The 23,143-nt window shown below is 62.8% G+C and carries 21 protein-coding genes; 7 read left to right on the forward strand and 14 right to left on the reverse strand.

The features are described 5' to 3' along the window. The first annotated feature begins 380 nt into the window (after nt 1–380). Nucleotides 381–629, forward strand: coding sequence for a hypothetical protein (locus tag CV103_RS17440; RefSeq protein ID WP_020820237.1), 249 nt, complete (start codon nt 381–383; stop codon nt 627–629). Next, nucleotides 626–1,435: a hypothetical protein gene (locus CV103_RS17445; RefSeq protein ID WP_020820238.1), complete on the forward strand. Its 810-nt coding sequence runs from the start codon at nt 626–628 to the stop codon at nt 1,433–1,435. Before CV103_RS17440 ends, CV103_RS17445 begins: the two co-directional genes overlap by 4 nt. Before the next feature lie 169 nt (nt 1,436–1,604). Here the strand turns inward: CV103_RS17445 and CV103_RS17450 are convergent, their stop codons facing one another. Next, a complete protein-coding gene (locus CV103_RS17450) occupies nt 1,605–2,393 on the reverse strand; it encodes an SDR family NAD(P)-dependent oxidoreductase (RefSeq protein WP_079640190.1) in 789 nt (262 codons plus the stop codon). Continuing rightward, nucleotides 2,390–2,941 (reverse strand): recombinase family protein, encoded by a 552-nt coding sequence (locus CV103_RS17455; RefSeq protein ID WP_037522137.1) that lies wholly within the window; start codon nt 2,939–2,941, stop codon nt 2,390–2,392. The genes CV103_RS17450 and CV103_RS17455 overlap by 4 nt, the downstream gene beginning before the upstream one ends. A gap of 138 nt (nt 2,942–3,079) precedes the next feature. Between CV103_RS17455 and CV103_RS17460 the strand changes: the two genes are divergently transcribed. Then, complete coding sequence (locus CV103_RS17460) at nt 3,080–6,037, forward strand: Tn3 family transposase (RefSeq protein ID WP_031286075.1); 2,958 nt, start codon at nt 3,080–3,082, stop codon at nt 6,035–6,037. A gap of 119 nt (nt 6,038–6,156) precedes the next feature. On the opposite strand, the gene CV103_RS17465 is transcribed toward CV103_RS17460, so the two are convergent. Genes CV103_RS17465 through CV103_RS17480 form a run of 4 tightly spaced genes read right to left on the reverse strand, consistent with a single transcriptional unit; the run spans nt 6,157 to nt 8,335 of the window. Next, nucleotides 6,157–7,284: a tyrosine-type recombinase/integrase gene (locus CV103_RS17465; protein ID WP_020819377.1), complete on the reverse strand. Its 1,128-nt coding sequence runs from the start codon at nt 7,282–7,284 to the stop codon at nt 6,157–6,159. A gap of 13 nt (nt 7,285–7,297) precedes the next feature. After that, entirely contained in the window at nt 7,298–7,588 is a 291-nt protein-coding gene (locus tag CV103_RS17470) for a hypothetical protein (protein ID WP_020819378.1), read from the reverse strand. 58 nt (nt 7,589–7,646) lie between these two features. Continuing rightward, on the reverse strand, nt 7,647–8,057 hold the full coding sequence (locus CV103_RS17475; RefSeq protein ID WP_020819379.1) for a type II toxin-antitoxin system VapC family toxin: 411 nt from the start codon (nt 8,055–8,057) through the stop codon (nt 7,647–7,649). Then, nucleotides 8,054–8,335: a hypothetical protein gene (locus tag CV103_RS17480; RefSeq protein WP_020819380.1), complete on the reverse strand. Its 282-nt coding sequence runs from the start codon at nt 8,333–8,335 to the stop codon at nt 8,054–8,056. Before CV103_RS17480 ends, CV103_RS17475 begins: the two co-directional genes overlap by 4 nt. Before the next feature lie 158 nt (nt 8,336–8,493). On the opposite strand from CV103_RS17480, the gene CV103_RS17485 reads away from it, so the two are divergent. Further along, entirely contained in the window at nt 8,494–9,528 is a 1,035-nt protein-coding gene (locus CV103_RS17485; protein WP_025160827.1) for a hypothetical protein, read from the forward strand. 1,938 nt (nt 9,529–11,466) lie between these two features. Here the strand turns inward: CV103_RS17485 and CV103_RS17490 are convergent. From CV103_RS17490 to CV103_RS22210, 4 genes are all read right to left on the reverse strand, one after another. Then, nucleotides 11,467–12,597, reverse strand: a complete 1,131-nt coding sequence (locus tag CV103_RS17490; protein ID WP_020819382.1) for a replication initiator protein A — start codon at nt 12,595–12,597, stop codon at nt 11,467–11,469. 80 nt (nt 12,598–12,677) lie between these two features. Beyond that, the gene (locus tag CV103_RS17495) at nt 12,678–13,748 is read right to left on the reverse strand and encodes a ParB/RepB/Spo0J family partition protein (RefSeq protein WP_025160828.1); all 1,071 of its coding nucleotides are present in this window, start codon (nt 13,746–13,748) and stop codon (nt 12,678–12,680) included. Beyond that, on the reverse strand, nt 13,745–14,941 hold the full coding sequence (locus CV103_RS17500) for an AAA family ATPase (protein WP_015460581.1): 1,197 nt from the start codon (nt 14,939–14,941) through the stop codon (nt 13,745–13,747). Before CV103_RS17500 ends, CV103_RS17495 begins: the two co-directional genes overlap by 4 nt. A 207-nt stretch (nt 14,942–15,148) precedes the next feature. Beyond that, the gene (locus tag CV103_RS22210) at nt 15,149–15,331 is read right to left on the reverse strand and encodes a hypothetical protein (protein WP_020819384.1); all 183 of its coding nucleotides are present in this window, start codon (nt 15,329–15,331) and stop codon (nt 15,149–15,151) included. A gap of 171 nt (nt 15,332–15,502) precedes the next feature. On the opposite strand from CV103_RS22210, the gene CV103_RS17505 reads away from it, so the two are divergent. Both CV103_RS17505 and CV103_RS17510 read left to right on the forward strand, forming a co-directional pair. Further along, entirely contained in the window at nt 15,503–16,351 is an 849-nt protein-coding gene (locus tag CV103_RS17505; RefSeq protein ID WP_021224597.1) for a DUF7146 domain-containing protein, read from the forward strand. After that, nucleotides 16,348–16,791, forward strand: a complete 444-nt coding sequence (locus CV103_RS17510) for a hypothetical protein (RefSeq protein ID WP_020819387.1) — start codon at nt 16,348–16,350, stop codon at nt 16,789–16,791. Before CV103_RS17505 ends, CV103_RS17510 begins: the two co-directional genes overlap by 4 nt. Before the next feature lie 39 nt (nt 16,792–16,830). Here the strand turns inward: CV103_RS17510 and CV103_RS17515 are convergent, their stop codons facing one another. The 4 genes from CV103_RS17515 to CV103_RS17535 all read right to left on the reverse strand — a co-directional run bounded on the left by CV103_RS17515 (nt 16,831) and on the right by CV103_RS17535 (nt 22,461). Next, on the reverse strand, nt 16,831–17,124 hold the full coding sequence (locus CV103_RS17515; protein WP_020819388.1) for a type II toxin-antitoxin system RelE/ParE family toxin: 294 nt from the start codon (nt 17,122–17,124) through the stop codon (nt 16,831–16,833). Beyond that, the gene (locus tag CV103_RS17520; RefSeq protein WP_020819389.1) at nt 17,121–17,390 is read right to left on the reverse strand and encodes a CopG family ribbon-helix-helix protein; all 270 of its coding nucleotides are present in this window, start codon (nt 17,388–17,390) and stop codon (nt 17,121–17,123) included. The genes CV103_RS17515 and CV103_RS17520 overlap by 4 nt, the downstream gene beginning before the upstream one ends. A 364-nt stretch (nt 17,391–17,754) precedes the next feature. Then, complete coding sequence (locus tag CV103_RS17530) at nt 17,755–21,204, reverse strand: ATP-binding protein (protein WP_020819391.1); 3,450 nt, start codon at nt 21,202–21,204, stop codon at nt 17,755–17,757. A 3-nt stretch (nt 21,205–21,207) separates the two neighbouring features. Beyond that, complete coding sequence (locus tag CV103_RS17535; RefSeq protein ID WP_020819392.1) at nt 21,208–22,461, reverse strand: metallophosphoesterase family protein; 1,254 nt, start codon at nt 22,459–22,461, stop codon at nt 21,208–21,210. 298 nt (nt 22,462–22,759) lie between these two features. On the opposite strand from CV103_RS17535, the gene CV103_RS17540 reads away from it, so the two are divergent. Beyond that, nucleotides 22,760–23,113 (forward strand): NAD(P)H-dependent oxidoreductase, encoded by a 354-nt coding sequence (locus CV103_RS17540; protein ID WP_079640273.1) that lies wholly within the window; start codon nt 22,760–22,762, stop codon nt 23,111–23,113. Nucleotides 23,114–23,143 lie beyond the last annotated feature (30 nt).

Here is a 23,143-nt window from a genome sequence, read left to right on the forward strand (position 1 = left end):
AGGCCGGACATATGAAAGCAACCGATCAAACCCGTCGCGACACAATGCCCTTGCCAAGGGGGCGTCCACATATGAATCAGAAATCAGGCAGCGTGGGAATCCTGAATGTCCACAGGCCTTAGATCGCAAGCGGATCTAGTCCAGGCGAAGGGGGGCGGCCTCCCCCCTTCCCGTCAAGGGCCTGGCCGTCTCGGCCGCAAGCGGCCTCCCTTGGTGATCGCGGCGGTTTCCCCGCCCTTCCGCGCTTCGCTTGTGCAGGGCGGGTGATCCCCCTCCCCCGCGATCAGCCCTCAATGCCGGTTCATCCCCCCCGGCTTCGCCAGCGGGCAGAAGTCGATGACCGTTCATCGCCTTCGGCTCCATTTAAGAAGGGAAAACACATGAAAATCCGCATCTACCGCCAGACCGAGCAGGGACTTGACCGGATCGAGATCGAGGGCGGGACAGTTGAAATCATCGTGAACCGAGCCGCCGTCGAGGGCTTCCAATGCACCGACTATAACAGCAACCCGCGCCAGCGTTTTGAATTGCAGGGCGCGCCGAAGTTCGCAGGCGTTTCCGGTCCTATGTGGGATGGCGATGCTATCCGTTACGAGTGCAGCGCCACCTATGCGGAGTTGAGCGCATGAGCGCCGCCGCCGCGATCCGCACCGAGCAGGCCGACGAGCTGGGCGAACAGATCGTTGCCGCAGGTTTTGCCGCAAGTGGCTTCCTGCTGGACATAAACGGGGCGCTTGATGTGCCCCGCAACTTTCCGCTTCCTGCCCCTTGGAATCTGCCCTCGCGCCTGTTTCAATTCCCGATTGAGGTAATCCGGGCCGAGCAGGACGAACCGCGCAAGATTGGCCTTCGCCATCCCTTGCTTGCCGCCCATCCTTTCGTGCAGCACGTTGAAAGAGTGCTAGGCGTCGAGATCGCCCGCGAAGGCGTGACGAACCGCTACGGCTATAGCAACCGCACCAATGGGCTTTGGCATCATGCCGTTGATCTAATCAGCGCCGGGAAATGGCGCGAATTGCTCGACACACAGGAGTTCACCGAACCGAGCTGCATCTTTCAGGCCGTTGTCTTCGGCTGTCGCTATTCCAACCATGGGGACAGCAACGGTCGCGGCCACATCAACACCGCCGAGGCGCGCCAGATCATGAGCGAAATGGGCGGGACCGAACCGGCAGACCGCAGCTCTATCATCCGCACGTTTTCCGCGCCGAGCATGTGCAAGCAGGATAGCGGCAGCGAGCATTGGCCCATCAATACGGGCCGCATGAATGCAGAGGATCAGGCGTGGGCCTTCATCCACGGCATTGAGGATGGATGGTTTGCGCACGATCGTTCCGGCCATCTGCAATGGACGCCGCTGGGCCGCGATCGTTACGCCGCAGGCGATAGCGCCAGCTTCACCGAGGCGAGCGGCCAGACCGCGTTCGCCTTTTGAGGGGATCGAGCATGGCTCGTCATTGCATCCGCGAAGCGCGCTATATGGGGTGACTACACGAAAGTAACGTATCTGCACGCTAAGGGCGAACAAATCCGGTACAATGCCAGCGGAAGCTACCTGTAGGTACTCAACGGCGTGTTCAACCTATCCTTTGAGCATGTGTCGATCATTGCGGGCGCCGATATGGGAGGGCCGCAAGCCGGCTCATCAACGATCGAGGTAGAGCCCTGCTGGCCAAGTATGTGAGCCGGTTGCCCATCCCCGGTATGGCGAAGGATCGCCGATGAACCAGAGCATCGACGGCAAGGGTCGCGCAGCGATCAACGTCCATCAAGCCAAACTTCCCCCACTTCAAATCGCTGAGGGCAGCCATATCGGTGTCAATGCCACCGGGTGCAAAAGACCCAACGCTCACACCCGTCCCGGCAAGCTCGACGGAAAGTGCCCGCATGAGGGTACTCACATAGGCTTTCGACGCGCCGTAGACCGCTTGGAAGGGTACGGATGTTTCGCCCGCCAGGCTCGACACTGCGATTATTGAGGATTCAAACGGCTGCTGCCGGAAGATCGCAATCAGGCGGGCCAGCAAATCCGTGAAGCCGGCTACGTTTGTTCCAATCACCTCGGCATAGGCGTCGGCACGGCTAGCATCAAACGGACCGGCGCTCGTCAGCCCGGCAGCCAAGAAAGCCGCATTGACTTTCAATTCTATAACCTTGGCCGCGATCTTCTCCCTGCCCTCAATTTCACGTTGATCGGCCACTATGATCTCGCACGGGACATTAAACCGCTCGCCAATTTCAGATTGTAGCTCCCGCAAGTTGTCGAGCCTTCGCCCAACAATCAGGGGCTTGGCCTGGTACGATGCCGCCAAACGGAGGGCTGACGCCCTGCCCAAACCGGTTGAGGCCCCTGTAACCAGCACCCACGAGTTCTGGATCGGCAGCGGTTTCATGCGCTTTCCAGAGCCTTGTACAGGGCGGTTTTCCCGATCTTGAGCCGAGCCGCCGCCTCACGAACAGTTAGGCCCGCTGCGATGTACGTCCGCGCCTTGCGCAGCTTGTCGGGAGTGACGACAGGGCGGCGGCCGCCCTGACTACCGCGCTCGCGCGCGGCTCGCAGGCCAGCATGGGTGCGTTCCCGGATCAGATCGCGCTCGAATTGGGCAAGCGAGCCGAAGATGTTGAATACCAGCATCCCGCCCGACGTGGTGGTATCGATCTGCTCGGTGAGCGAGCGGAAACCCACGCCGCACGCCGCCAGCTCGCCGACTTTCTCGATCAGGTGGCTCATCGAACGCCCAAGACGATCGAGTTTCCAGACCACCAGCGTGTCGCCGGTACGCAGATAGTTGAGCGCCTCGGCCAGGCCGGGCCGATCGGCTTTTGCTCCAGATGCATAATCGTCGAATATCCGATCGCAACCGGCAGCGCTCAACGCGTCGAGCTGGAGCGCCAGCTTCTGGTCTGCGGTCGAGACGCGCGCATAGCCGATCAGCGCCACATGCTGCCCGATCGTGTCCGTTTTCCCATCATTATGCGATCTTGTCCGAATCGCCATCACAGGTCCAGAGTTGACGGACATATTCATGCTGGCCGCCAGAGGACCGTCTGACGGACAGGCACAGAGAAGGAGATGATGTTGGCGAGGCGGCGACTGGTGAGCCCGGAAATCTGGGCGGGGCATTATGACGCGCCGCTCGATGAGCGCGAGATTGCACGTCACTATACGCTGACCAGCGACGATCTGGAATTTGTCGGCCGCCGTCGCGGCGATGCCACCCGGCTCGGTTTCGCGATGCTCCTGCTCACCATGAGATGGCCTGGCCGTGCGCTGGAAGCGGGCGAAGTCCCGCCCGCACCCGTGCTCGCTTATGTGGCCCGCCAACTTGGTGTCGCGCCCGAAGCCTTTGCGGCCTATGCTCATCGGGACCAGACCCGTCGCGAGTATCTCGTTGAAATCCGACGATCGCACGGGTTCAGGATCTTCGACCGCGACGCCTTCCGTGAAGTTGTCGCCTTCTCGATCCCGATCGCGCAGACCATCATCCATCCCGGCCAGATGGCAGGGGTCATCGTCGATGAACTCCGCCGTCGGCAGATCCTCCTGCCTTCTTCGTCGATTCTCGAAGCGGTACTGCGACGGGCTCGCCAGCAAGCTGAACAGCTTACCTATGAAGTGCTCACAAATGGCCTGCTGCCCGACACACTACAGGGCCTGGACGATTTGCTGGCGCGACGGTCGGGGCAGGCCACCACATGGCTATCCTGGCTACGCAATGCGCCACAGTCGCCGGCAGCGCGCAACATCCTGCGCCTGATCGAACGGCTCGCCTATGTCCGCGCACTGGGCCTCGATCGCGGTCGGGCCGACATGATCCCGGCTTCGACTTTTGACAGGCTGGCGGACGAGGGCAGCCGCATCACGCCCCAGCATTTTGGCGAACTCAATGCCCTGCGCCGACATGCGACGCTGGCGGCAACCGGCATCCGCCTTGAGGAAAGCCTGACCGACGCGGCCCTGACGATGTTCGACAAGCTGTTGGGCAGCATGGTGCGCCGCGCCGAAAACCGGACCCGCGACAAAGCCCTCAAGACGGTGCGCGAGCTGCAGGGCCATCTCCGGACGCTCACAGGGTCTTGCCGTATCCTCATCGACGCGCATACCAACGGCGTGGACTCGCTGGCGCAGATCGAGGCGCTGGACTGGCAGCGCTTCGCCATGGCGGTCGAGCAAGCCGAAGTGCTCGGGCGACCGGAAACCGTCGATCGCACCGCTGAATTGATTGATCGGCATCGCACGGTAAAGCTCTTTGCCGGCCCCCTTCTCAACACCTTTGAATTTCGCGGCGCCGGCGCGGTGCAGGGACTCCTGTCGGCGCTGGCCATTATCGCGGAGCTATACCGGACCGGCAAACGGCGCTTGCCTGATCGCGTGCCGCTGCGCTTTGTACCATCAGCATGGCGGCCGTTCGTCCTGCGGGATGGCATCATCGACCGTGCCGCATATGAACTATGCGCCTTGTCCCAGCTACGCGAGCGGCTGCGAGCGGGAGACATATGGGTCGCGGGAAGCCGCCAGTTTCGTGATTTCGACAGCTACCTCATACCACCGGCCACCTACGCGGCGCTTCGCGAGAAGGGGCCGCTGCCGCTCGCCATCGAAACGGACTTTGAGCGCCATATCGAGGAAAGGCGCACCAGGCTCGATACGGCGATCGAACAGGTAACGGTCCTCGCGCGACAGGGCGAACTGCCCCAGGTCAGACTTGACGAAAACGGCCTCATCATCTCGCCGCTGAAGGCGGCAACGCCGCCCGCCACCGAGATGGCCCGTCGCGCCGCCTATGATCGGCTGCCGCGCGTGAAGATCACCGATCTCCTGCTTGAGGTCGATGCCTGGACCGGGTTCAGCGAATGTTTCATCCATCGGCGTTCGGGCCGGCAGGTCGACGATCGCAATGCTTTGCTCACCGTCATCCTTGCCGATGGCATCAATCTCGGCCTCACGCGCATGGCGGAAACCTGTCGGGGCGCAAGTTTGCGCCAGCTCGCCCATCTTCACGACTGGCACATCAGCGAGGCCGCCTATGGTGAAGCGCTGGGAAGACTGATCGACGCCCATCGCACCATGCCGCTCGCCGCGCTGTGGGGAGACGGCACCACCTCGTCGAGCGACGGACAACAATTTCATGCCGGGGGTCGTGGGGCCGCGATCGGCGACATCAACGCGCGCAGCGGCAACGAACCGGGCGTCGCCTTCTACACCCATGTCTCGGATCGATATGATCCCTTTGCGAGCCGGGTGATTGCGGCGACTGCCGGCGAAGCGCCCTATGTGCTGGATGGCTTGCTGTATCACCAGACGGGCCTGACGATCGAGGAGCACTACACCGATACGGGTGGAGCATCGGACCATGTGTTCGGCCTCATGCCCTTCTTCGGCTACCGCTTCGCCCCGCGCCTGCGCGACATCAAGGAGCGTCGCTTGCACCTCCTGCCTGGCCAGGAATCTGGCCCCTTGCTCGGCGGCATGACGGCCGAGCCGATCGCATTGGGTCATGTCGCCGCGCATTGGGACGAACTGCTGCGGTTCGCCACATCGATCCGTACCGGCACCGTCACCGCTTCGGCGATGCTGCGCCGCCTGTCCGCCTATCCGCGACAGAATGGACTGGCCCTCGCGCTGCGCGAGCTTGGCCGCCTCGAACGCTCGATCTTCATGCTCGACTGGCTGCGCGACATCGATCTGCGCCGGCGCACCCAGGCGGGCCTCAACAAGGGTGAAGCCCGCAACGCGCTCGCTCGCGCGCTCTTCTTCAACCAGCTCGGCGAACTGCGCGATCGGCGGTTCGAGAACCAGACCTATCGCGCATCCGGCCTCAACCTGCTCGTCGCCGCCATCATCCTGTGGAACACCCGCTATCTCGAAATGGCGTTGGCTGACATCGCAACGCCCGACGAGATTGCACGCCACATCGCGCCATTGGGCTGGGAGCATATCTCGCTGACCGGCGACTATAGCTGGAATGTCGAAGATCGGCCTGATCCGGATGCCCTGCGCCCCCTGCGCGCCGTCAGTTCCCTGCTCGCCGCGTGATGTTCGCCCTCCGTTCTCCCTTAGCGTGCAGATACGTCACTTTCGTGTAGTGACCCCAAGCTGCATTTCGCAGCGGATGCGGCAACCGCGATACGCCTACGGCGCAATGCGGCGCTTGGTCAGGCGTGCTCCTTTGAAAAGCGCGCGGCGAGCCGTGCACTTGCCCCGCTCCTGGTCGCGAGCCTGGCGCCATACCGCATCACGGTCTTGGGATCGCGCCAGCGGTACGCCTGCATGATTGCAGGCAGAGCCTCCCCCGCCGCGAAATTGTCCTGCGCGACCCCGACCCGGATCGAATGCGACGATACCGCCGATACCCAGCGTTCCAGCTCCGCTTCCGAGATCGGCCCGAGCAGCTTCTTTGCCCAGGCGGCCCGAATGACCCGCCTGTAGATGAGCGTGATGCTGTTGGGGTGCAGCCGTTCGGTGCCGATCGCCGCGACCGACCCATCAAAATGCGTTTCGACCCGGCGGAACAGCGGTCCTTTGCGGATGCCTGCCTTCTCGCGCCATCTCGCGATCGCATCCATCGTCGCAGGCGAAAGATAGGCATAGGCCCCCTCCCCTTCCCGGTCGGTCTTGCTCGACGGAATGAACAGCGTGCCCGCGCCATCGCTGTCCGGCCCTTCGATATGTCCGACCTCGATCGCCACCAACTCGGACCGGCGCGCCCCGGCGTCATAGGCCACGCGCAGCAGGGCGGCGTCCCGCAAGCCCAGCTCGTCCCGACGGCATGCCTTCAGGAGATGGACAAGGCAAACGCCCGACGGCGGGCTGTCGAGATCCGCGATGTCACCCTTGAAGCGCAGCGCGCGCGCCTGGCGCTGGCGGACGCCGAGCGATTTGCGCGCCGCTTTCATCTCGAGCTTGACCAGCGGTGCGGCGGTGGGATCGGCAATGCCCGCCATTCGGTATGCCCAACCGACGTTTACGATGTAGCGTTCAATCGTCGCCATCGCCCGAATCGTTTCGTCGGACAGCTCGAGCCCAGCAAGCGATCGAACCCAGCGGGAGACGTCGTGTGGCTTGGCCGACGGCGGGTCGAGGCGATTGCGGCGGCACCATTGTCCCCAGATGGTCAGGTCCGATCGGAACGCGCGGCGTGTATTATGCGACCAGCCCCGGACGGCAGCAGACACAAGTTCCGCATCGATCGGCGCAGATGCACCGACCAGGTCGCGCACGTCGCGCACCACCAAGTCGAGCACAGCGCCATCGCGCACGTCCATGGCTGCCGAAAGCGTCATCGGGAGCGTCTCGTCACGCGCCCCCTGTCAGATCGGCAGGACGCGCCCTCCAACGATCCTGATCGTGGCGCCGCCATTCGGGGTCGATCGCCATCACCTCGCGATCGAGGATCTCGACGATGCGCTGCGCGGCTGGCCTCCCGAGCAGCACGTCCGCCGCGTCGTAGATGCCGCGGCCGTAGCGGCCGACGAGCAATGCCGCCAACCCCGGCGTTTCTTCTCCGCGCGATACGGCAACTGCCCGGCTTCGCGCATAATCCGTTACCAGCGCGGTGAGCTTACCTTCTGCGGCATGTTCGTCCATTGACTTCTCCGTGCTCTAGCCGTTGGCCGCGAGCGCATTCAGGCTTCTTGGTCCACTTTCACCAAGGCCGACTGGCCTTGTGAAGCGCGATATCCGTCACCGCGAAATCCTTGCCCGTGCACAGCAGCGGCTCGCCGCGTTCTCTGGCCACAGCATAGACCATAAGGTCGAGCAGGTTGAGCGGTCCGCCATTGCCGTTCCCAGAACCGTAAAGCGGTTCGGCTTCGTTTGCGATCCTCGCGTGGTCATGCGTGAACGCCAGTGTCGCGCAGCCGCGGCGTTCGAACTTGGCAAGCATATCCTCAGCTTCGGCCCGCAGACCAAATCGCTGGTTGCTCGCGACACGCACAAACTCAACCATGGCGGGTGCCGGAATTCCGCCTCGTTCGGCGACGATCGCCTCGACCAGCGCCTCACTGCCCTCCTCGCCCGTCAGCACCGCGATCAGCGCCGAAGTATCAATGATCATCGGGGCAACCCGTCCTCGTCCCAAAGCTCGGCGTCAATCTCCGCCATGGTCGGATATGTTCGCTTGGGGACGCGCGCTTGGATCGCCCTAATCTCCGCAAGGAACGCGTCTCGGTCCTTTTCCTTTGGCAGCGGCATCCGGTCCAGCGCCTCTTCGATAATTTCAACCTGGCTGCGGCCGTCGCGGGCGAGCAGTTCGAGGCGCTTGAGCGCATGATCGGAGCGGATGGTGATGGCGCGCTGTTTGCGGCGCGGCGGATGATGGGCGGCAGTAGCCACGACGGCACTCCTACGGTTCAGATTTGATCGGCCCCTGATTATAGTGGCCGTGCTGCTACAGCGCAAGCACGGTTCATCTAATGTTGATAACGATCCATTATCAACACTAGGCATCCGGGCATACTTTACTGAACTTTGCTTTCAGTTCACTATTGGGCATGGCTGACATGCCCTCGCCCGCCTCTTATGGCCCCGATTATACCCCACAAATGGCGGCAGCCATAGCGTCTTGCACCGCGTCCATTTCTCGCCTGGATGCCCGAATTTCCGTCAGTTCCGCCGCCTCGGCATGGAACCGGCGGGCTACCTGGTCAGGCTATGCGCGGGCGCTGCAACTGCAATCGGCCGAGGTCGACGAAATCGACGTATTTTCCTGGGGTTGCGGGCTCCAGATCCCCGGCCGGCCGCTGCGCTCGACCACCCTCGACCTGTTCGACCGCTTCGATGCGTGGGCCGCGGCGCTCGCCGATCCCGACCCGCTCGCCTGGCGCGATACGCTGCCCACCGCCATCAGCGCGCCGGCGGTTGCCACGCAGCACCCTGCCCTCGTCCGCGCGCTCGATCAGGTCCGCCAACACGCGCTGGCGGATGGCGGCATCCTGCCCTGGCTCGGCCTGCCGTTCGCGCTACGCGATAGCGGCCTCTCCGCGAGCACCCTCCCCTGCCTCGCCGGCGGCGCCAAGGCGTTCCGGCTGAAGCGCAAACCCGACGCCGATGATTGGCTGGCGGTGTTGCGGGCGCTCGAACGATCGGCGCGCGAGGGTCTGGAACGGCTTCACGATCTGGAGAAATTTCATCGCAACGCCCAACGCGCGATCGTCGAAGCGTTCCGTCCGGGCGCCCTCCCCCGGCTGCTCGCGCTCACGCATCATCGCCCGCTGCTATCGCCCCAGGGAGTTGCCGATGCGCTGGCCCTCAGCGTCGCCGGAGCGAGCAAGCTGCTGGAGCGGGCCGTCGCCGCGGATCTTCTGGTCGAGATTACCCAGCGGCGCAGCTGGCGGCTGTTTCTGCCACCGGACCTTGCGGTCGAATTCGGTTATGCAGCACCGAAGCGCGGCCGTCCGGCGAAGGAGCCCCCTCCCCTGCCCGCGAGCCGCGACCTCACCGTGGCTTTCGATGCATTTGATCAGGAAATGGCCGCCATCGACAAGCTGCTTACAAGCGCGCGCGGGCCAAAGCTTTCGTCGCCATGACAGGTGTTGCGAATCAAATGCGAATTTGCGGTGGGAGCAAGTGGGGTTCACAATCATGTGCGCTCTGATTTTGATCACAAACTTGTGACAACTGGCCCAAAATACGGCCCAGCCAGACGCCCGCACAGAGCGATTTGACGCTATTCATGAGGCCGTGGATGCCAGAAGGCCCAAAAGCGCCTGGTAAGGCTCTGGCGGCGTTTTAGGACTATTTCTCGGTTTGTTCCGATTTTGAGGGGTGCGCTGGATATGAAGCACCCTGGCTTCGGCGGTATGTACCCTAACATTTCACAAGCTGATCGAACGAGGTGATGTCGCGTGAGCGCTACGCCAGCTGGATGCCCGTTCGATGGCAGACGTTCAGCATCGAGGTAGATCCAGGCTTCCAACAGGCCCTCGAGAGTTTGGACTTCGATCTGGGCTCGCCGACATTCGATTCTTTCGAAGGCGTCGAGGCAGACCCGGTGATGAGGTAGGTCAGGCGACAGGATGAGGTGAACCGGGATCTCGTCCGCCATCGTCCGCGGGAATCAAGGCAGGGTAGCCAAGATGATGGGACCAGCTTCGAGTGCGCATCGTCGAGTGTTGTCGCGCTGATTGATCGGGAGGCGGGCGATGCACGGTTCGGCAGCGGATGTTGAACGCCATCCTCTGGATGCTCTATGCTCGTGCGAGATCGGGCACTGGGCCTTGTCATTGTGTTCGGTGCTTGCCGATGGCGTCCCCTCCCCCTTCAATCTTTTCAAAGAAAGGGAGAAGCGCCGCAGGCGCCGTTAATTCCTTTAGAAATAAAGATAGAAAGTTAGGCTGTGGATGCGCCGGACGCGACTCATGGATTCATCACGAGTCGGGGAATTCAGCGCGTTCCCGTAATACCGTCTGACCGTTCCTGAAATACCCTGTGCGGTGTTCCCATTGGACCGTGATTCGGTTCCCAATGTACCGTGCGCCGTTCCTGAAATACCGTGTGGGCGGGTCATTGGAGATCGGGGCGGAAAGGGCGGTAAAACGCGTTTTACTCGATGCTACATCCCTGATTTCCCGGAGTTTTGAGCTTCCTGACGACACAGGCGGACACAGTTGATAGCCACTCTTGTAGCCGCGATCATGACACTCGGGCACTTGCTGGCCGGGAAATCGGCAAGGCCTCCCGACTCTCCCACGGTATATTAGGAACGAAGGGCCGATCGAGACAGGCGGCCAGCCTCTGGAGCGGAGTTTCGCTCTGGTTTGAACTTCAATGACTGGCTGCCGGGCGCTTGAAACGGCGGTCGCCGGGCCATCATCTCCGGGCCTGGCGAGGCGTGAATACACGTCGATGGCGCGGTACTTTGGGAACGGCCGCCTATTGGGCTCGGCCGTTTGATCTCGTCTGCCATGGCGGACCGAGGCGGCGGAGTTTTCCTCCGCACGGTATTTCAGGAACGCCTGATCGATTGCCGCGGAGCCGATCTCGATAAACGATCGCAGCGTTCCCCCCTTCCCTTCCCTCTCGTTCCAGGAAGCGCCGGCACGAGATTGACCCGCCATCTGCTTTATCCGGCTTATATCCTGGTTGCTTGGAAACGACGTGCGATGATCGAAAGGGTGTCCGCGTTCCTGATGTACCCGGCGCCGGTCAACTGGTGGGATGATCGATGCCCGAGCCTGGCCCGGAAGGACGTAACGGCTTGGCCAAGGTGGCTGTGACTTCGGCCCGCACAGCGTAATAGGCGAAAATAATGGCGGCAACGCCCGGCCGCTGAGCCCCGCGTCATGGCTGAGATCTCATATTCTATGGGATAGCGTCCCGGTAGGACGGGGTGCTCGGTGGGGAGGGGCCGCGCAACTGCCGGCCCTTGTCCGTCGGTACTTCAGGAACGCAAGAACTATGCGCAACTCGGGTAGCGGAAGGTTGTTCCTGAAAGGCCGCGCTGTTCGAAGCGGCGCTGTAGCGCGCTACAGCGCCGCGCGTTGCTTCGAACAGAATGTTGCGAAGATCTGCGTGATGTTCCTGGCGTCGTATGCGATTTCGCGCTGCCTCAGGAATGACCGAAAGTCGTCGGCGACCATGCCGTGGTCACGCTGCGGTTCGGGCAGGTTGGCCCGTGCGATGGCGCCAAAGGCGCTATGGGCGATATGTCCATATTCCGGGAAGGCGATCGGCGGTTCGTCGATCGCCTTGTCTTGTGCGGAAGGAGTAGCCCGGCCAGGCGTGGGTGCAGTCTGGACCAGGGCAGGGGAGGGGGCTCCGGGTTCGCTCGTGAGGTTGCGCCTGACCATGCGCAGGAACGGTTCGGCCTCTGCGCGCAATTCCAGTTCGAGCGCGTAACCCGGCAGCGCGTTTTCCCGGACGATCTTGGTCATCTCGAATTTGAAGCGACGATAGTCACCTTCCGCGCCCGATTTTTCGAACAGCGTCGGCATGGAGATCGCGAAGCCGTCCGTTCCGGCGCCGCCGGCGTGCTTGCGCGCAACCCGGTACAGCCAGCGTTCTCTCCCCCCGGTGAGCGAGAAATAGGCGGGATCGATCGCGAGGACGCCGCCTTCCATCAGCACGCCGTCGTAAAACCACTTGGCGAGGGTGATGCGCATACCTCGCACGTTGCCCGTGCGGTCCTTGAGCTGACTGTAGCTGTCGATCCAGGAGAAAGTGGTTTCGACAGCGTCGCCCGAGCGGATATTGGTCTTCACCGTGGTTGACTGCAGACGGTCAAGCGCATTGCCCAGCAAGTCATAGGCTCGGCCGCCGACCTCGCGTTTGAGTGTCCTGAGCATGTCGTAGGGCACGACGTTCAAGGTTTGCGGAATGTCGTTCGCACCGCGGCGCTTATGTTCGATGAGCACCGAGGCGCAGTAGATCAGGATGTCGAGATCGTAGATCGTGGCGAGGCCATATTCCGAGTTGGCCGAAACATGGACGGTAACTTTTCGGTCCGGACTGACATAGTCGATCGGCTTCAGGCGCTTGCGCTTGGACAGGGAAAAGAATGGGCGTTCCATCGTTTCGCGCTGGTCGCGAAGCGGCAGTGCCGTCAGTTGCGGCAGAAAGAGGTCTACTTGACCGTCTTCGCGGTAGTCCTGTGGCATCTCATGTCCTGCAACACGCGTAAAACGCGTTTTACTCCATCATAACGATTTGAAAATAAAAGATTTATTGTGGATTCTCATTATCGCGCAAATCTCGCGCTCTCGATGACCGGACGCAGTGCGTCCAGAATCTCATCGACCGATGCGCGGCCTTTTGGATTGATGTTGATCGTGATGCCCTTCGCCTTGGTATCGGCGAGAACTTGTCCGATCTCCTTGCCCGAAGCTGCCGTCAGAGCCGGCTTCGCCTTTGGCGAAGGCGCAGGCCTGGAAGGTGTCACGGCCGCGGCCAGGCGTTCGCAGACTTTGCTGCCCTCGATCTTTTCCGCGCCGGCGGCCAGCAGCTCTTTCTGCTCGGCGGCGATTATGGCCGCCTCACCGAGAATGGCGTCGCGATAGCGCTCATCCTTGATGAGCGGCGACAGGCGCATGCCGTGACGGACCTTCAGGTCGCCTGGTTCCGCAAATGCGCTCACCACCTCGTCGGGGAGTTCGGCGAGTTGCAGCAGATTGTGAAGATTCTGCTTGGGGATCGCCAGGCGCTCGGCCATCTGCGCCCTGACGCCCTTATAATAGGCTTCCACCGCGTGCCGATAATTTCGGGCCCGCTCGAGATCGGTGACGTCCTCGCGCTCCCGGTTTTCCAGGTCCGCGAGACGGAAGGCGCCTTCGTCATCGAGCGTTTCGATCCGGGCTACGAGTTCGATCTCGCTATGGTTGTTCGCATGGAGCCAGGAGATCGAAAAATGACGACGTGTGCCGACGATCAGCTCATAGGGCTGTTCGGCATTGGGGGTTCGCCTGACGACCACCGGTTCGCGATTGGTTCCTTCCTCCCTGATCGATTCAATCAGGGAGGCGCAGCGGTCATAGCTAAGCGCCGCATAGTCGCGCGCATTGCCTGGCCAGATCGAGCATTCCGACGGCTTCAGGCGAATGGTGAGGCGCTTGACGGTGCGCGCGATCTCATCGAACGCAACCCCGCGCCGTTCGAGGAAGGACGGTGTCGCCGGTTCTTCGGCGGGCTTTTCTCGATCCGCGTGATCCCCGGCGACGGGACCATCGGCCGCGCGTGTCGGGGGCGGTGTCGTGCCGATGCTTTCGATGGCGTTCGCCAAGAGACTCCGCCGTCTGCCCCCCGCGCTGCTCATGCGGCCTCCGTCAACCGATCGGTGCCAAGCTGCGCCATCCGCGATGGCCACTGCTTGCAGATGTCTTTCTCTACCTCGCGGAAGACCATGTTGAGATTGTCGCGGCAGCGAACATAGGTCTGATGCGAGCCGTAGGGTTTGTTGATCTCGTAAATCGAAGACATCGAAAGTCCCGCATTCTTGATCTCTTCCGAGAGCAGAATCGGTGTCGAGAGCATTTGTCCGGCGTAGGTCTTCTCCATGACCTGGAGCATCTGCGCCTCGTTCGTGCGACTGGGCTGGAACATCGTGCAGACGACCCGAATGAAGCCATAGTCGATCGACGTGTCGAACTTGGAGACGAGATCCATCGCCTCGCGGCAGGTCTGCATGAAATGAATGGTCGACAGATAGTCGAGCTGCCGGGCAGGGACGGGGATCAACAGGCCATCGGCCGCAGTCAGCGTGTTCACGCCGAGAAACCCCATGGCCGGGGGAGGGTCGAGAATGACGACGTCATAGTCGTGACGAACTTCCTCCAGTCCGATCCGCAGCATGCGGAACGCGCCCGCGATCGCTGTCGGTCCTTCCTCGATCGTCGCGGTCAGTTCCCATTCGGTGTCCTGCAGGCCGAGGTTCGCCGGGCAGATGTCGATATTGGGCCAGGCTGTCTTCTGGATCGTCTTGCGCAGCGAATCCGCTTCGTCGATGCGCGGCGACAGGAAATTCGACAGCGTATGGGTCTCGTCGACCAAGGCCTCGAGATTGACGTCGAACATCACGCTCATCGAAGCCTGGGGATCGCAGTCCACGACAAGAACCCGGTAACCCCGCAGGGCAAGATAATCGGCAAGGTGCTTGCCCGTGGTCGATTTGCTGACACCGCCCTTGAAATTCTGCACGGCCACGACGACCGCTCGCTCGGACGGCAATTTGCCCATCTTGATACCGAGCGCTTCGCGAATCGCGATCAAATCCTCGACCGTGTAATATCTGCGCCCGTTGGCGGACGTCTTCGGCGCAGGAAGGCGTCCACGCGCTTCCGCCTTGGACAGGGCTTCGGGCGTCCTCCCCAGAAACTCCGCGGCGACCGAGGCCCCCATTGAAATATTGAGGGTTTTCCTGTCGGATGGATCTATCGCCGCTTGCCGCAGAACGGTTTTTGCATTCTCGCACGAGGTGATCATCGCATCGAGAATCTGACCCGACAGCATGGGCGTTGTCCCCCTTCTCAACCCAAATTGGCCTTGGTTCGTGAAAAAGGTCGAAAAAAGACCCCTTATCCCGGACAGCTATGCCAAAAGGATGGTGGTTAGTCAAATTGGTAGCAGCTGGCGCCATCATGCAAGGACAACGCTGCTCTCAGATGGAGAGTCCGGGATCATTCCGGGCGAACGGACAAGCTCCGGTTTCCATGCGAATCAAGTGATCGCCAGAATTGGCGGCAAGCATAGATCGGTCTTGTCGCCGCTTCGAGAATGGAACTCAAATTCCTTCCCGGCGGCATCCGAGTTGGCGGTGGTCCACGAATCGGACAGGGCCAGAACTGCCGCTGACGATGTTCTCCTGGCGCTCGAATAGGCGGCGACAAGGCCCACCGCCATCGAGGCATTCATTCCGCTCGCAGGAAATCCCATCCGCAAACCGGCCGTGCACCCCGGTGGCTATTCGCGCTTCCTCGATCCGCGCACGCAGCCCGGAGCACAGATAGACCGCGATCTGATGGCCGGGAGAAAGAGGGAGAGGGGCAGGGGCATGCAAGCAGGAGGAATGCCATGCCGCTTACAGCCCGACGACCATCCCAGGAACTCATCGATCTCGTAGGTGCTCTCGGTGGCACCTGGCATGGCCGCACCGCCATGTGCCTGTGCCCGGCGCATGCTGATAGCACACCAAGCCTCTCGATCCGTCAGGGCGATCGCGGTATTCTTGTCACTTGCTTTGCCGGTTGTGATCGCGAAGATGTCCTGCGCGAATTGCGCCGGATACCGATCCGGCAACACTACTCCTACCGGGACATGCCCGCGCGCGCTTCGGGCAATGCCGCACGGCTCTGGGAGAAGGGGCTTCCGATCCCGGGCACTCTCGCTGAGCGTTACCTGACGCTGCGGCATCTCGAGCCGCCTACCGATGATCTCCGATTTCATCCACGCTGTCCTTATCGTCCCAAGCCCTGGACCACGTTCCATCCCGCCTTGCTCGTGGCCGTGCGCGAAGGGCGGCGACTGACTGCCATCCAGCGCATCTTCCTCGACCGGGAAACCGGCAAGTACCGCATGAAGCTCATGCTGGGGCGGCCAGGGCAGGGGGCATGGCAAGGGGGAGGGCGGGCGGCTTCTTGCCTGGCGCTTGCCGAGGGCTTCGAAACCGCGCGGGCCTTCACCCTCATTCAAGGAGCTCCCTGCTGGGCGAGCTTGGGTGCACGGCGTCTCGATCAGATCCTGCTGCCGCAAGGTCTGACATCCTTGATCCTCGCCGTCGACAATGACGCCGAAGGTGAACTGGCGGCGGCACGCGCGGCGTTGCGATATGCTCGGCCCGGTCTTGAGATAACGTGGATGGCGCCGCGCGGCGTCAAAGACTGGGCGGAGGTATTGGAGGCGTCTATGGGATCATTGCGATGAACGAGGCCCGCAGGACGCATATCCGCTCGATCGCCCTGGACCGCGACGTGCGGTTCCTGCTGCATTTCACCCAAGCTGCGAATCTCACTGGGGTCGTGAAGCATGGCTTATGGCCGCGCCGCGATCTGGCAGCAGCCGATCATTTGGCATACGCCAGTGATTACGGCCGATTGGACGGAAACAAAGACGCCGTCTCTGTTTCGATTTTGTGCGTGAGCGAGCCGAGGTTCGCTGGCGGCGAAGAGGAGAGGCGAGACCTCGCACCCCATTTTCCCACCGACCGTGAAGCCGAAGTGCAAGTTTTTCAGCGGATCGAAGCCGACCACATTCCTGGTGCCATCGTCGGTCAACCGGGACTGGCGGAACCCGTGAGAGCTACTCTGAAATGGCTGTCCGGCCGACTGCGGCAGGTTGAATTTCAGGATTTCGGTCTGGTCTGAGGATAGAAGCGACTGCGGCGGTGGTCGATCGCATCCTCGCTACTGCTCCGATTCGAAGTTGCGGTTTTCGCGGCAATGCCAGAGGCGCAGTATGAAGATCGTTCCGGCCGCGATCTCGTAGCGCATCTCGTAGTTGCCGACGATGATCCGGCGGACCTCGCGCGGCTCATAGGCTTCCAGCTTCTCGCCGATCCTCGGATAATCGATCAGCCGATCCGGTGCGTGGGCGAGTTGCTGGACCACGCGCGCCGCCGCTTCGGGGGCGACCGGACCCAGATGCTCGTGCAGTCGCACAAGGTCCGACGACGCCTTGCTGGTCCACTGGATCTTCATTTGACCGGCGAGGGTAGCGGCTTGTCCGTCCCAAGGCTGTCGGCCCATGCCGTGATCGCCTGGTGGTCGATCACCCGTCCGGCATCGACATCCTCCAGGGCTTCGAGCGTCATCCGGTGACGCTCCTCCTCCTGATCGACCCAGGCGGCGAGCGCTTGCTTCACCACCCAGCCGCGCGAGCGTTCGAGTCGCGAGGCCATTGCTTCAACCTTTTCCGCGAGCCCCAGAGGGACATGCGCGGTCAATACCTTCGTCTCGGTCGCCATGTTTATCACCTGTTATCAGTCCGATTAAAATATAATCATACTGACGAGAAAACGCAAGTTGGGGAGCCGTGGAGTCGAGAACCGGGCGAAGGCGCTGGAGGCCGCGCTCCGCTATTTGCCGTCCTTCAAGGCGTCCTTGACCCGCTGCCGCATTTCCGCAGCCTCCGCCACGTCATGCGGCCTTAGATCGAAGCCGTCGGGCAATTGCCAGCGGCACCGATATTCGCTGGCGCGCATCGAATGGGACGAGGACAGGTGCCGCTGCAGGTTGCGTACACAAAGCGCCGAAAGAGTGTCGGAGCAGCGCGTTCCGGATTCGAACAGCCAGTCCAGGGCGGCTTGATCTGAAGGTCGCTCGGCTGTCTCAGGCCAGGGAGCATTCCGAGTGAAGGTCTTCGCCGACGACAGATCGGGCGATCGCCGCCAGATGGGGGTGATGGGTGAAGAACAGCACCTGCGTCGATCGCGCGAGTTCCGCCAGCACCCTGAAACCGGCCTCGGAACGCTCATCGTCGAAATTGACGAACAAGTCGTCCGCGAGGAAGGGCAGGCGAACACCGGCCGCGATGGATTGCTCGACAGCTGCGAGGCGAAGCGCGAGAAAGAGCTGGTCCGTGGTTCCCTCGCTCATCGCCCCGACGTCCACCACGGTCCTGCCATCGTCGCGCAACCCCAGGAGCCGTGAATTGGGTCCGTCGCTGTCGATCCGCAGCGCCGCATACCGCCCGATCGTCAGCCGGCGGAAGATCTCGCTTGCGCGCAGCAGCATGGGATCCTGATGGCGCTCGCGATATTGTTCAATCGCCCAGCGTAGCGTGACGGCCTCGGTTCGCTTCAGGATAAAATCTTCGGCAAGAACAGCGAGCTCGGCCCGGGCCTGCTCGGCATCCGAGGCCGCGTCGGCGGACGAGCCGCTTTGCGCCTCCAGACCGGCAAAGACTCTCCTGGCATCGCCGTGGGCGCTTGCGGCAGTGGCAACCTCATCGTTGAGCTGGGTCAGCTGCCCCGAGAGCGACTGGATTCGGACAGCCAGACCGTCAGCATCGACGTCTTCCAGGGACGCGACAAGCTCATCCAGTCCCTTGCCGTCGCCCGCCGCGACGATCGCGGCTTCCGCTTCGCTGACCGCGTGGCGCAGGGCGCGCGCTGCTCGCGAACGCTCGATGGCCGCACCCAGGCCCTGCAGGTCGGTAGCGCCCGTCTCCTCCAGAAGCGCGGTCAGCGAAGCCCAGGCCGCAGCATGCCGTGCGTCTTCGGCCGCCATCTCAGCGCTTCGGCCGGCAATGCTTTCCTCGAGTGCCTCCAGGACGCTTGCGGTCGAGCGCGCCGCCGAGAGCCGGGCCCGCATCCCTTCGAGTAGCGTCACTCCGCCGCCCGAGGCGGCAATCCCCAGCCTTTCGGTTAGGGCCGCAACGCTTTCGTCATGTTCACGCGCGTCTCTCGCTATGCCGTCGATGCGTGTCTGCAGGTCTCGCTGCGCGGCAATCGCGGCTCTGAGCTCGTCCAGGACGTCGAGAGTTGCCGGAGCGCTGGCTATGTCGAGATCGATGTCCGCTTCGACCAGCAGCGCGCGCCAGGCCTCCATCCGCGTCGCCATACTCTCATCGACACGCGTGCGGCGGCGCTGCAGACCTTCCGCATCCTGCCCGATTTGTACGAGTGCGGCCTCGTCGAGTCTGTGCTGCTCGGCGGCCGCCTCGCCGGCTTGCCGAATCCGTGTGGCGAAGGCGAGCAGCGGCAGGAGGTCTTCTCCCTTGGGCACCGACTCGTCTGCGAGGGCGGCGACCAGGCTGGCACGCAATTCATTGCGCCGCGCAACGATCGCCCTGGCATCGTCGTGGGCATCGATTGCCTCCTGATGTGCTGCTTCAGCCGTTTCCCGCTCGGACACCCAACCGAGGAACCGATTGGGCTCCAACGCCGGAAAGCCCGCCTCCGCCAACTTTCGTGCCCAGCCCGTCAGCGCGCTTTCGCGACGATCGCTTGCCGCCTGCGCGCGCGTGTCCGCCTGGTCAGCGGCCAGAAGGAGCCTGGTCCGGCGTTGACCCATGACCGTCAGACGGCTCGACTCGTCGGCGGCGGCGTAGCGGGCATCTCCGCGTTCATCTGCTCGAGCGACTGCCGTCTCATAAGCATCGACAGCTTCATCAGGGGAGGGGAGGGCCATGCCTTGCCGCATGTGCGCGCGCAGCGGTCGCCAGAACGCGTCGCGCTCGCTTCGAACCGCGGTGATCTCCTCGTCAGCCACCGCAGCGCCCGACGAGAGCTGCTCCATTTCGAGCGAGAGCGCCTCGGCCTCTTCGCGGGCGCGCGAAGCGGCGTCTGTTGCCCGCTGCAGATCGGTCTCGGCCTCGGCAAGGACGGATCGCACGTCTTCGATTTCGTGCCGTGCCAGTCTGGGAAGCGCGGCCAGGGCCGATGCGTCCCCGCTCCAGGGCGTGAGCCGAGCGAGCGCCACGTCCAGGCTGGCCGCGGCCCGGTCGGCTTTGCGCTGCGCCAGTTCGCAGCGCGCGTCCGCATCGGCCCCGAGGGTCCTGGCAAGGTCGATCGCCGTTACGATCGCGGTCAGATTTCCTGTTTGGGGGCGATCCGCAATCTTCCGCTCGATCGCGACACGCCTTTCAGCCAGGTCCTGCTCACTCTCGTCGATCTGCCGGAGCGCCGCGAGATCCTCGGCATGACCGAGCGCGATTTCGCGCAGTCTGGAACTTACGATCCGGGTGGGGGGATCGGAGGCGAGCGCGCCGGCTTCGGCGCGGAGCCGGGCGACAAGACCTCCCGATGCGGATCGCTCCTCGCTCAGACGCGCTAAGTCCTGTTGACCCTTTGTCACCGCGCCCGACGAAGCGATCAGCGCGTCGATTTCGGCGTCGTGGGCGAGGACCGACGGATCAGGAGAAAGCGCCTCGATCTGTGCCCGGGCTTCGTTCACCAGATTCTGCGCGGCGGCCCTTGCACGCGAAGCGGCCTCCATCTCGGCCATTGCCGCTTCGGCGGCGTGCTCGCGCTGCGGCCCGATATCAATCGTATCCATGTGGGCGGCAAGCGCCGCGAGATGGTCGCTGCGAAGACGGACGGCAGGCGCAATCCGGCGGATGCGCTCGAGGCGGCTGACCTCGGCAAGAACTTCGTCGCGCCGCCGCTGAACCTCTTCGAGCATCTGCTGGGCGTCCGCGACCGCGCCTTTGGCATCGAGCCAAGCCTTCGGCTTGAGGGCCTGGTCCCGGACTGCTCGGGTCTGCGCTTCGAAATCGCGTTGGGCCTGCGTGAAGCTCCGCCTCGCCGCGGCGCGTTGTCCCCAGATCGCATCGGCTTCGCTCTCGAGGCGAGCCAATTCGTCCGCAACACCCGTGAGCCCGGAGCCTGCGGCAAAGAGGGCTCGGCCCAGGTCGTTGCGGGCCTCGACCATGGCCCGCCCGCCCGCTCGCAGGCCATCCTGGTCGAGGCTGAAGGAGAGTGCGAATGTCTCGCGCGTCTGCCCCCGCAGCATGGCGAGCAGCATAGCTTCGTCGAGGAGACGATCCTCGGCATCGATCAGTGTCCCGGCCGTCCCCTTCTTGCGGCGACAAGCGAAGCTGTGCCCCTCGTCCTCGAGCACGGCCCCAACGCGCAGCAGGGCGTAGTCGTAGACGAAGTTGTAGGGAGACCGTGCCGGGAAACCGAACAACAGATCGGAGACCGCCGCAAGCGAGGTCGATTTTCCCGCTTCGTTGGCGCCGTACACCACGTGAAGATCGGGCTCGCCTTGGCGAAAGGAAAGCTCGCAATCCTCGAAACGACCATAACGCTCGAGTGACAGGGTGGCGAACCGCATCGCTCAGTCCCCCTTCGTCAAACGCGAGCGGAGCGCCTGGGCGGCGGTTCCGATGACCGCGTCCCACTTGCCGTCGCCGGCATAGCGGCGAAGGTCCGCTTCGTCGGCATCGGGGAGCAGGCTCTGCGCCGCGAGCAGGAAGGGCGCAAGGTCCGCGGCCAGCAGTTCGTGCAGTTGAGGATCGGTGGCGGCCCGATCGATCAAGGCAGCGAGATCGTCGCCGACAATCACCTCACCGGCGGCGGCGGGCTTCGTCACGAGCAGCTTCACTTTCTCGATGAAGAGATTGGGCGAGATCGAAGCGGCCACGGCGCGCGCGACGTCGCGCAGGTCCGCGGCGCTGTCGATGAGCGCGCCGGCGCTGTCGGTCTCGCCCGTCAGCACAAGCCGCGTAACGAGCGGCAATCCATCGCCGCCGTGCTGCCACGCTTCAAGAAGCGCCGAGCGCATGCGTTCCGCAATGCTATCGGCCGGCACGTCGGTACAGTCGATATCGACCGCGAGCCAGCGGATCACATCCAGATCCAATCGATCGATGGAGGAAACCTGACCATCCTCCACGGTGACGATCACCGCGCCCTTGGGGCCCGTCTCGCGGATCGTGCGACCCTGGATGTTGCCCGGGAAGACGACATGAGGCGCCTCGCACACGATCTCGTGTTGATGGACATGGCCGAGCGCCCAGTAGTCGTATTGCTTGGCTTTGAGATCATCCAGGCTGCAGGGCGCGTAATCGGCGTGGCCCTTCCGGCCTGCCAGCGCGGTGTGCAGCATCCCGATATTGAAGTGATGCTCCGCAGCGGCGGGATAGGACGGAACGAGATTGTCGGTGACAGCCGGTGTCGAGAAGCTCTGTCCGTGGACCGCGACCTGGAGCTCGGCAAGCAGATGGGTTTCCGGTCGGCGCGCGCTGAACAGGCGGACATTGGGCGGCCAGGGAATGCTGCGGGTGATGACGGAGGCGGCATCATGGTTGCCGGCGAGAAGGAACACCGGGATTTCGGCCCGATCCAGGCGGCCCATGGCGCGGGCGAAATAGAGGCCGGTGCTCATGTCCTTCCACTCACCGTCGAAGAGGTCGCCAGCGATCACGACGAAATCGACATCTTCGTCGATGGCGCGTTGTACCAGATTGTCGAAAGCCGCGCGGGTGGCTCCTCTTATGTCGTCCTCGGGCAGACCTTCATATCTCGACAGGCCATGGAGCGGGCTGTCGAGATGAATGTCGGCGGCATGCAGGAAACGAAAATCGCTCAAAACTCTTCCCCCCTCGAAAGCGGCGATATTCTCTGGGTCACCGCGATCCTCCGTTTGTGTAGTGCCCCATGGGAGAACACCCCCAACATGGCCGCAGAGCTATTGGCCATGCGTTCCGCACAGTCGCATGTATTGTAATCAGGGTTCCTCCGCCAGTTTCCCGACTCTTGCGAGGAAGAAACGCTCCCCCTCATAGCTCAAGTGATTTCATCTCGGCTGGCCGGTGCCTGTCGCCACCGACACTCCGGGATAATCCCAATTGCACGACGATGCGTGGATGGCGGATTCAGGAGATGTCATGACCCGCATCACGATTATCGATGGGCATCCCGACCCAAACGGGACCCGGTACGTTCATGCGCTTGCGGATGCCTATGCGGCGGGCGGCGAGGCGGCAGGCCATGAAGTGCGCCGGATCGAGATTGCAGAACTTGATTTCCCTATCTTGCGATCGGCCGGGGAGTGGCGGGACAATGCGCCCGCCGCCGCCATTCACAAGGCCCAGACAGACATTCGCTGGGCGAATCATGTGGTCATCCTTTACCCACTATGGCTCGGAGACGTTCCTGTGCTCAGAGGTCATTCAGTGTATTTATTGCGTTGCAGATGCCAGCGAGTCGGGGAAACTTCTCGGGACCGGAGAAGTTCATAGATCCGAGGCACAATTGAAACCTTAGGGGGT

This window comes from Edaphosphingomonas fennica (genome assembly GCF_003034225.1).
In the GTDB taxonomy this organism is placed as follows: Bacteria; Pseudomonadota; Alphaproteobacteria; order Sphingomonadales; family Sphingomonadaceae; genus Sphingomonas_E; species Sphingomonas_E fennica.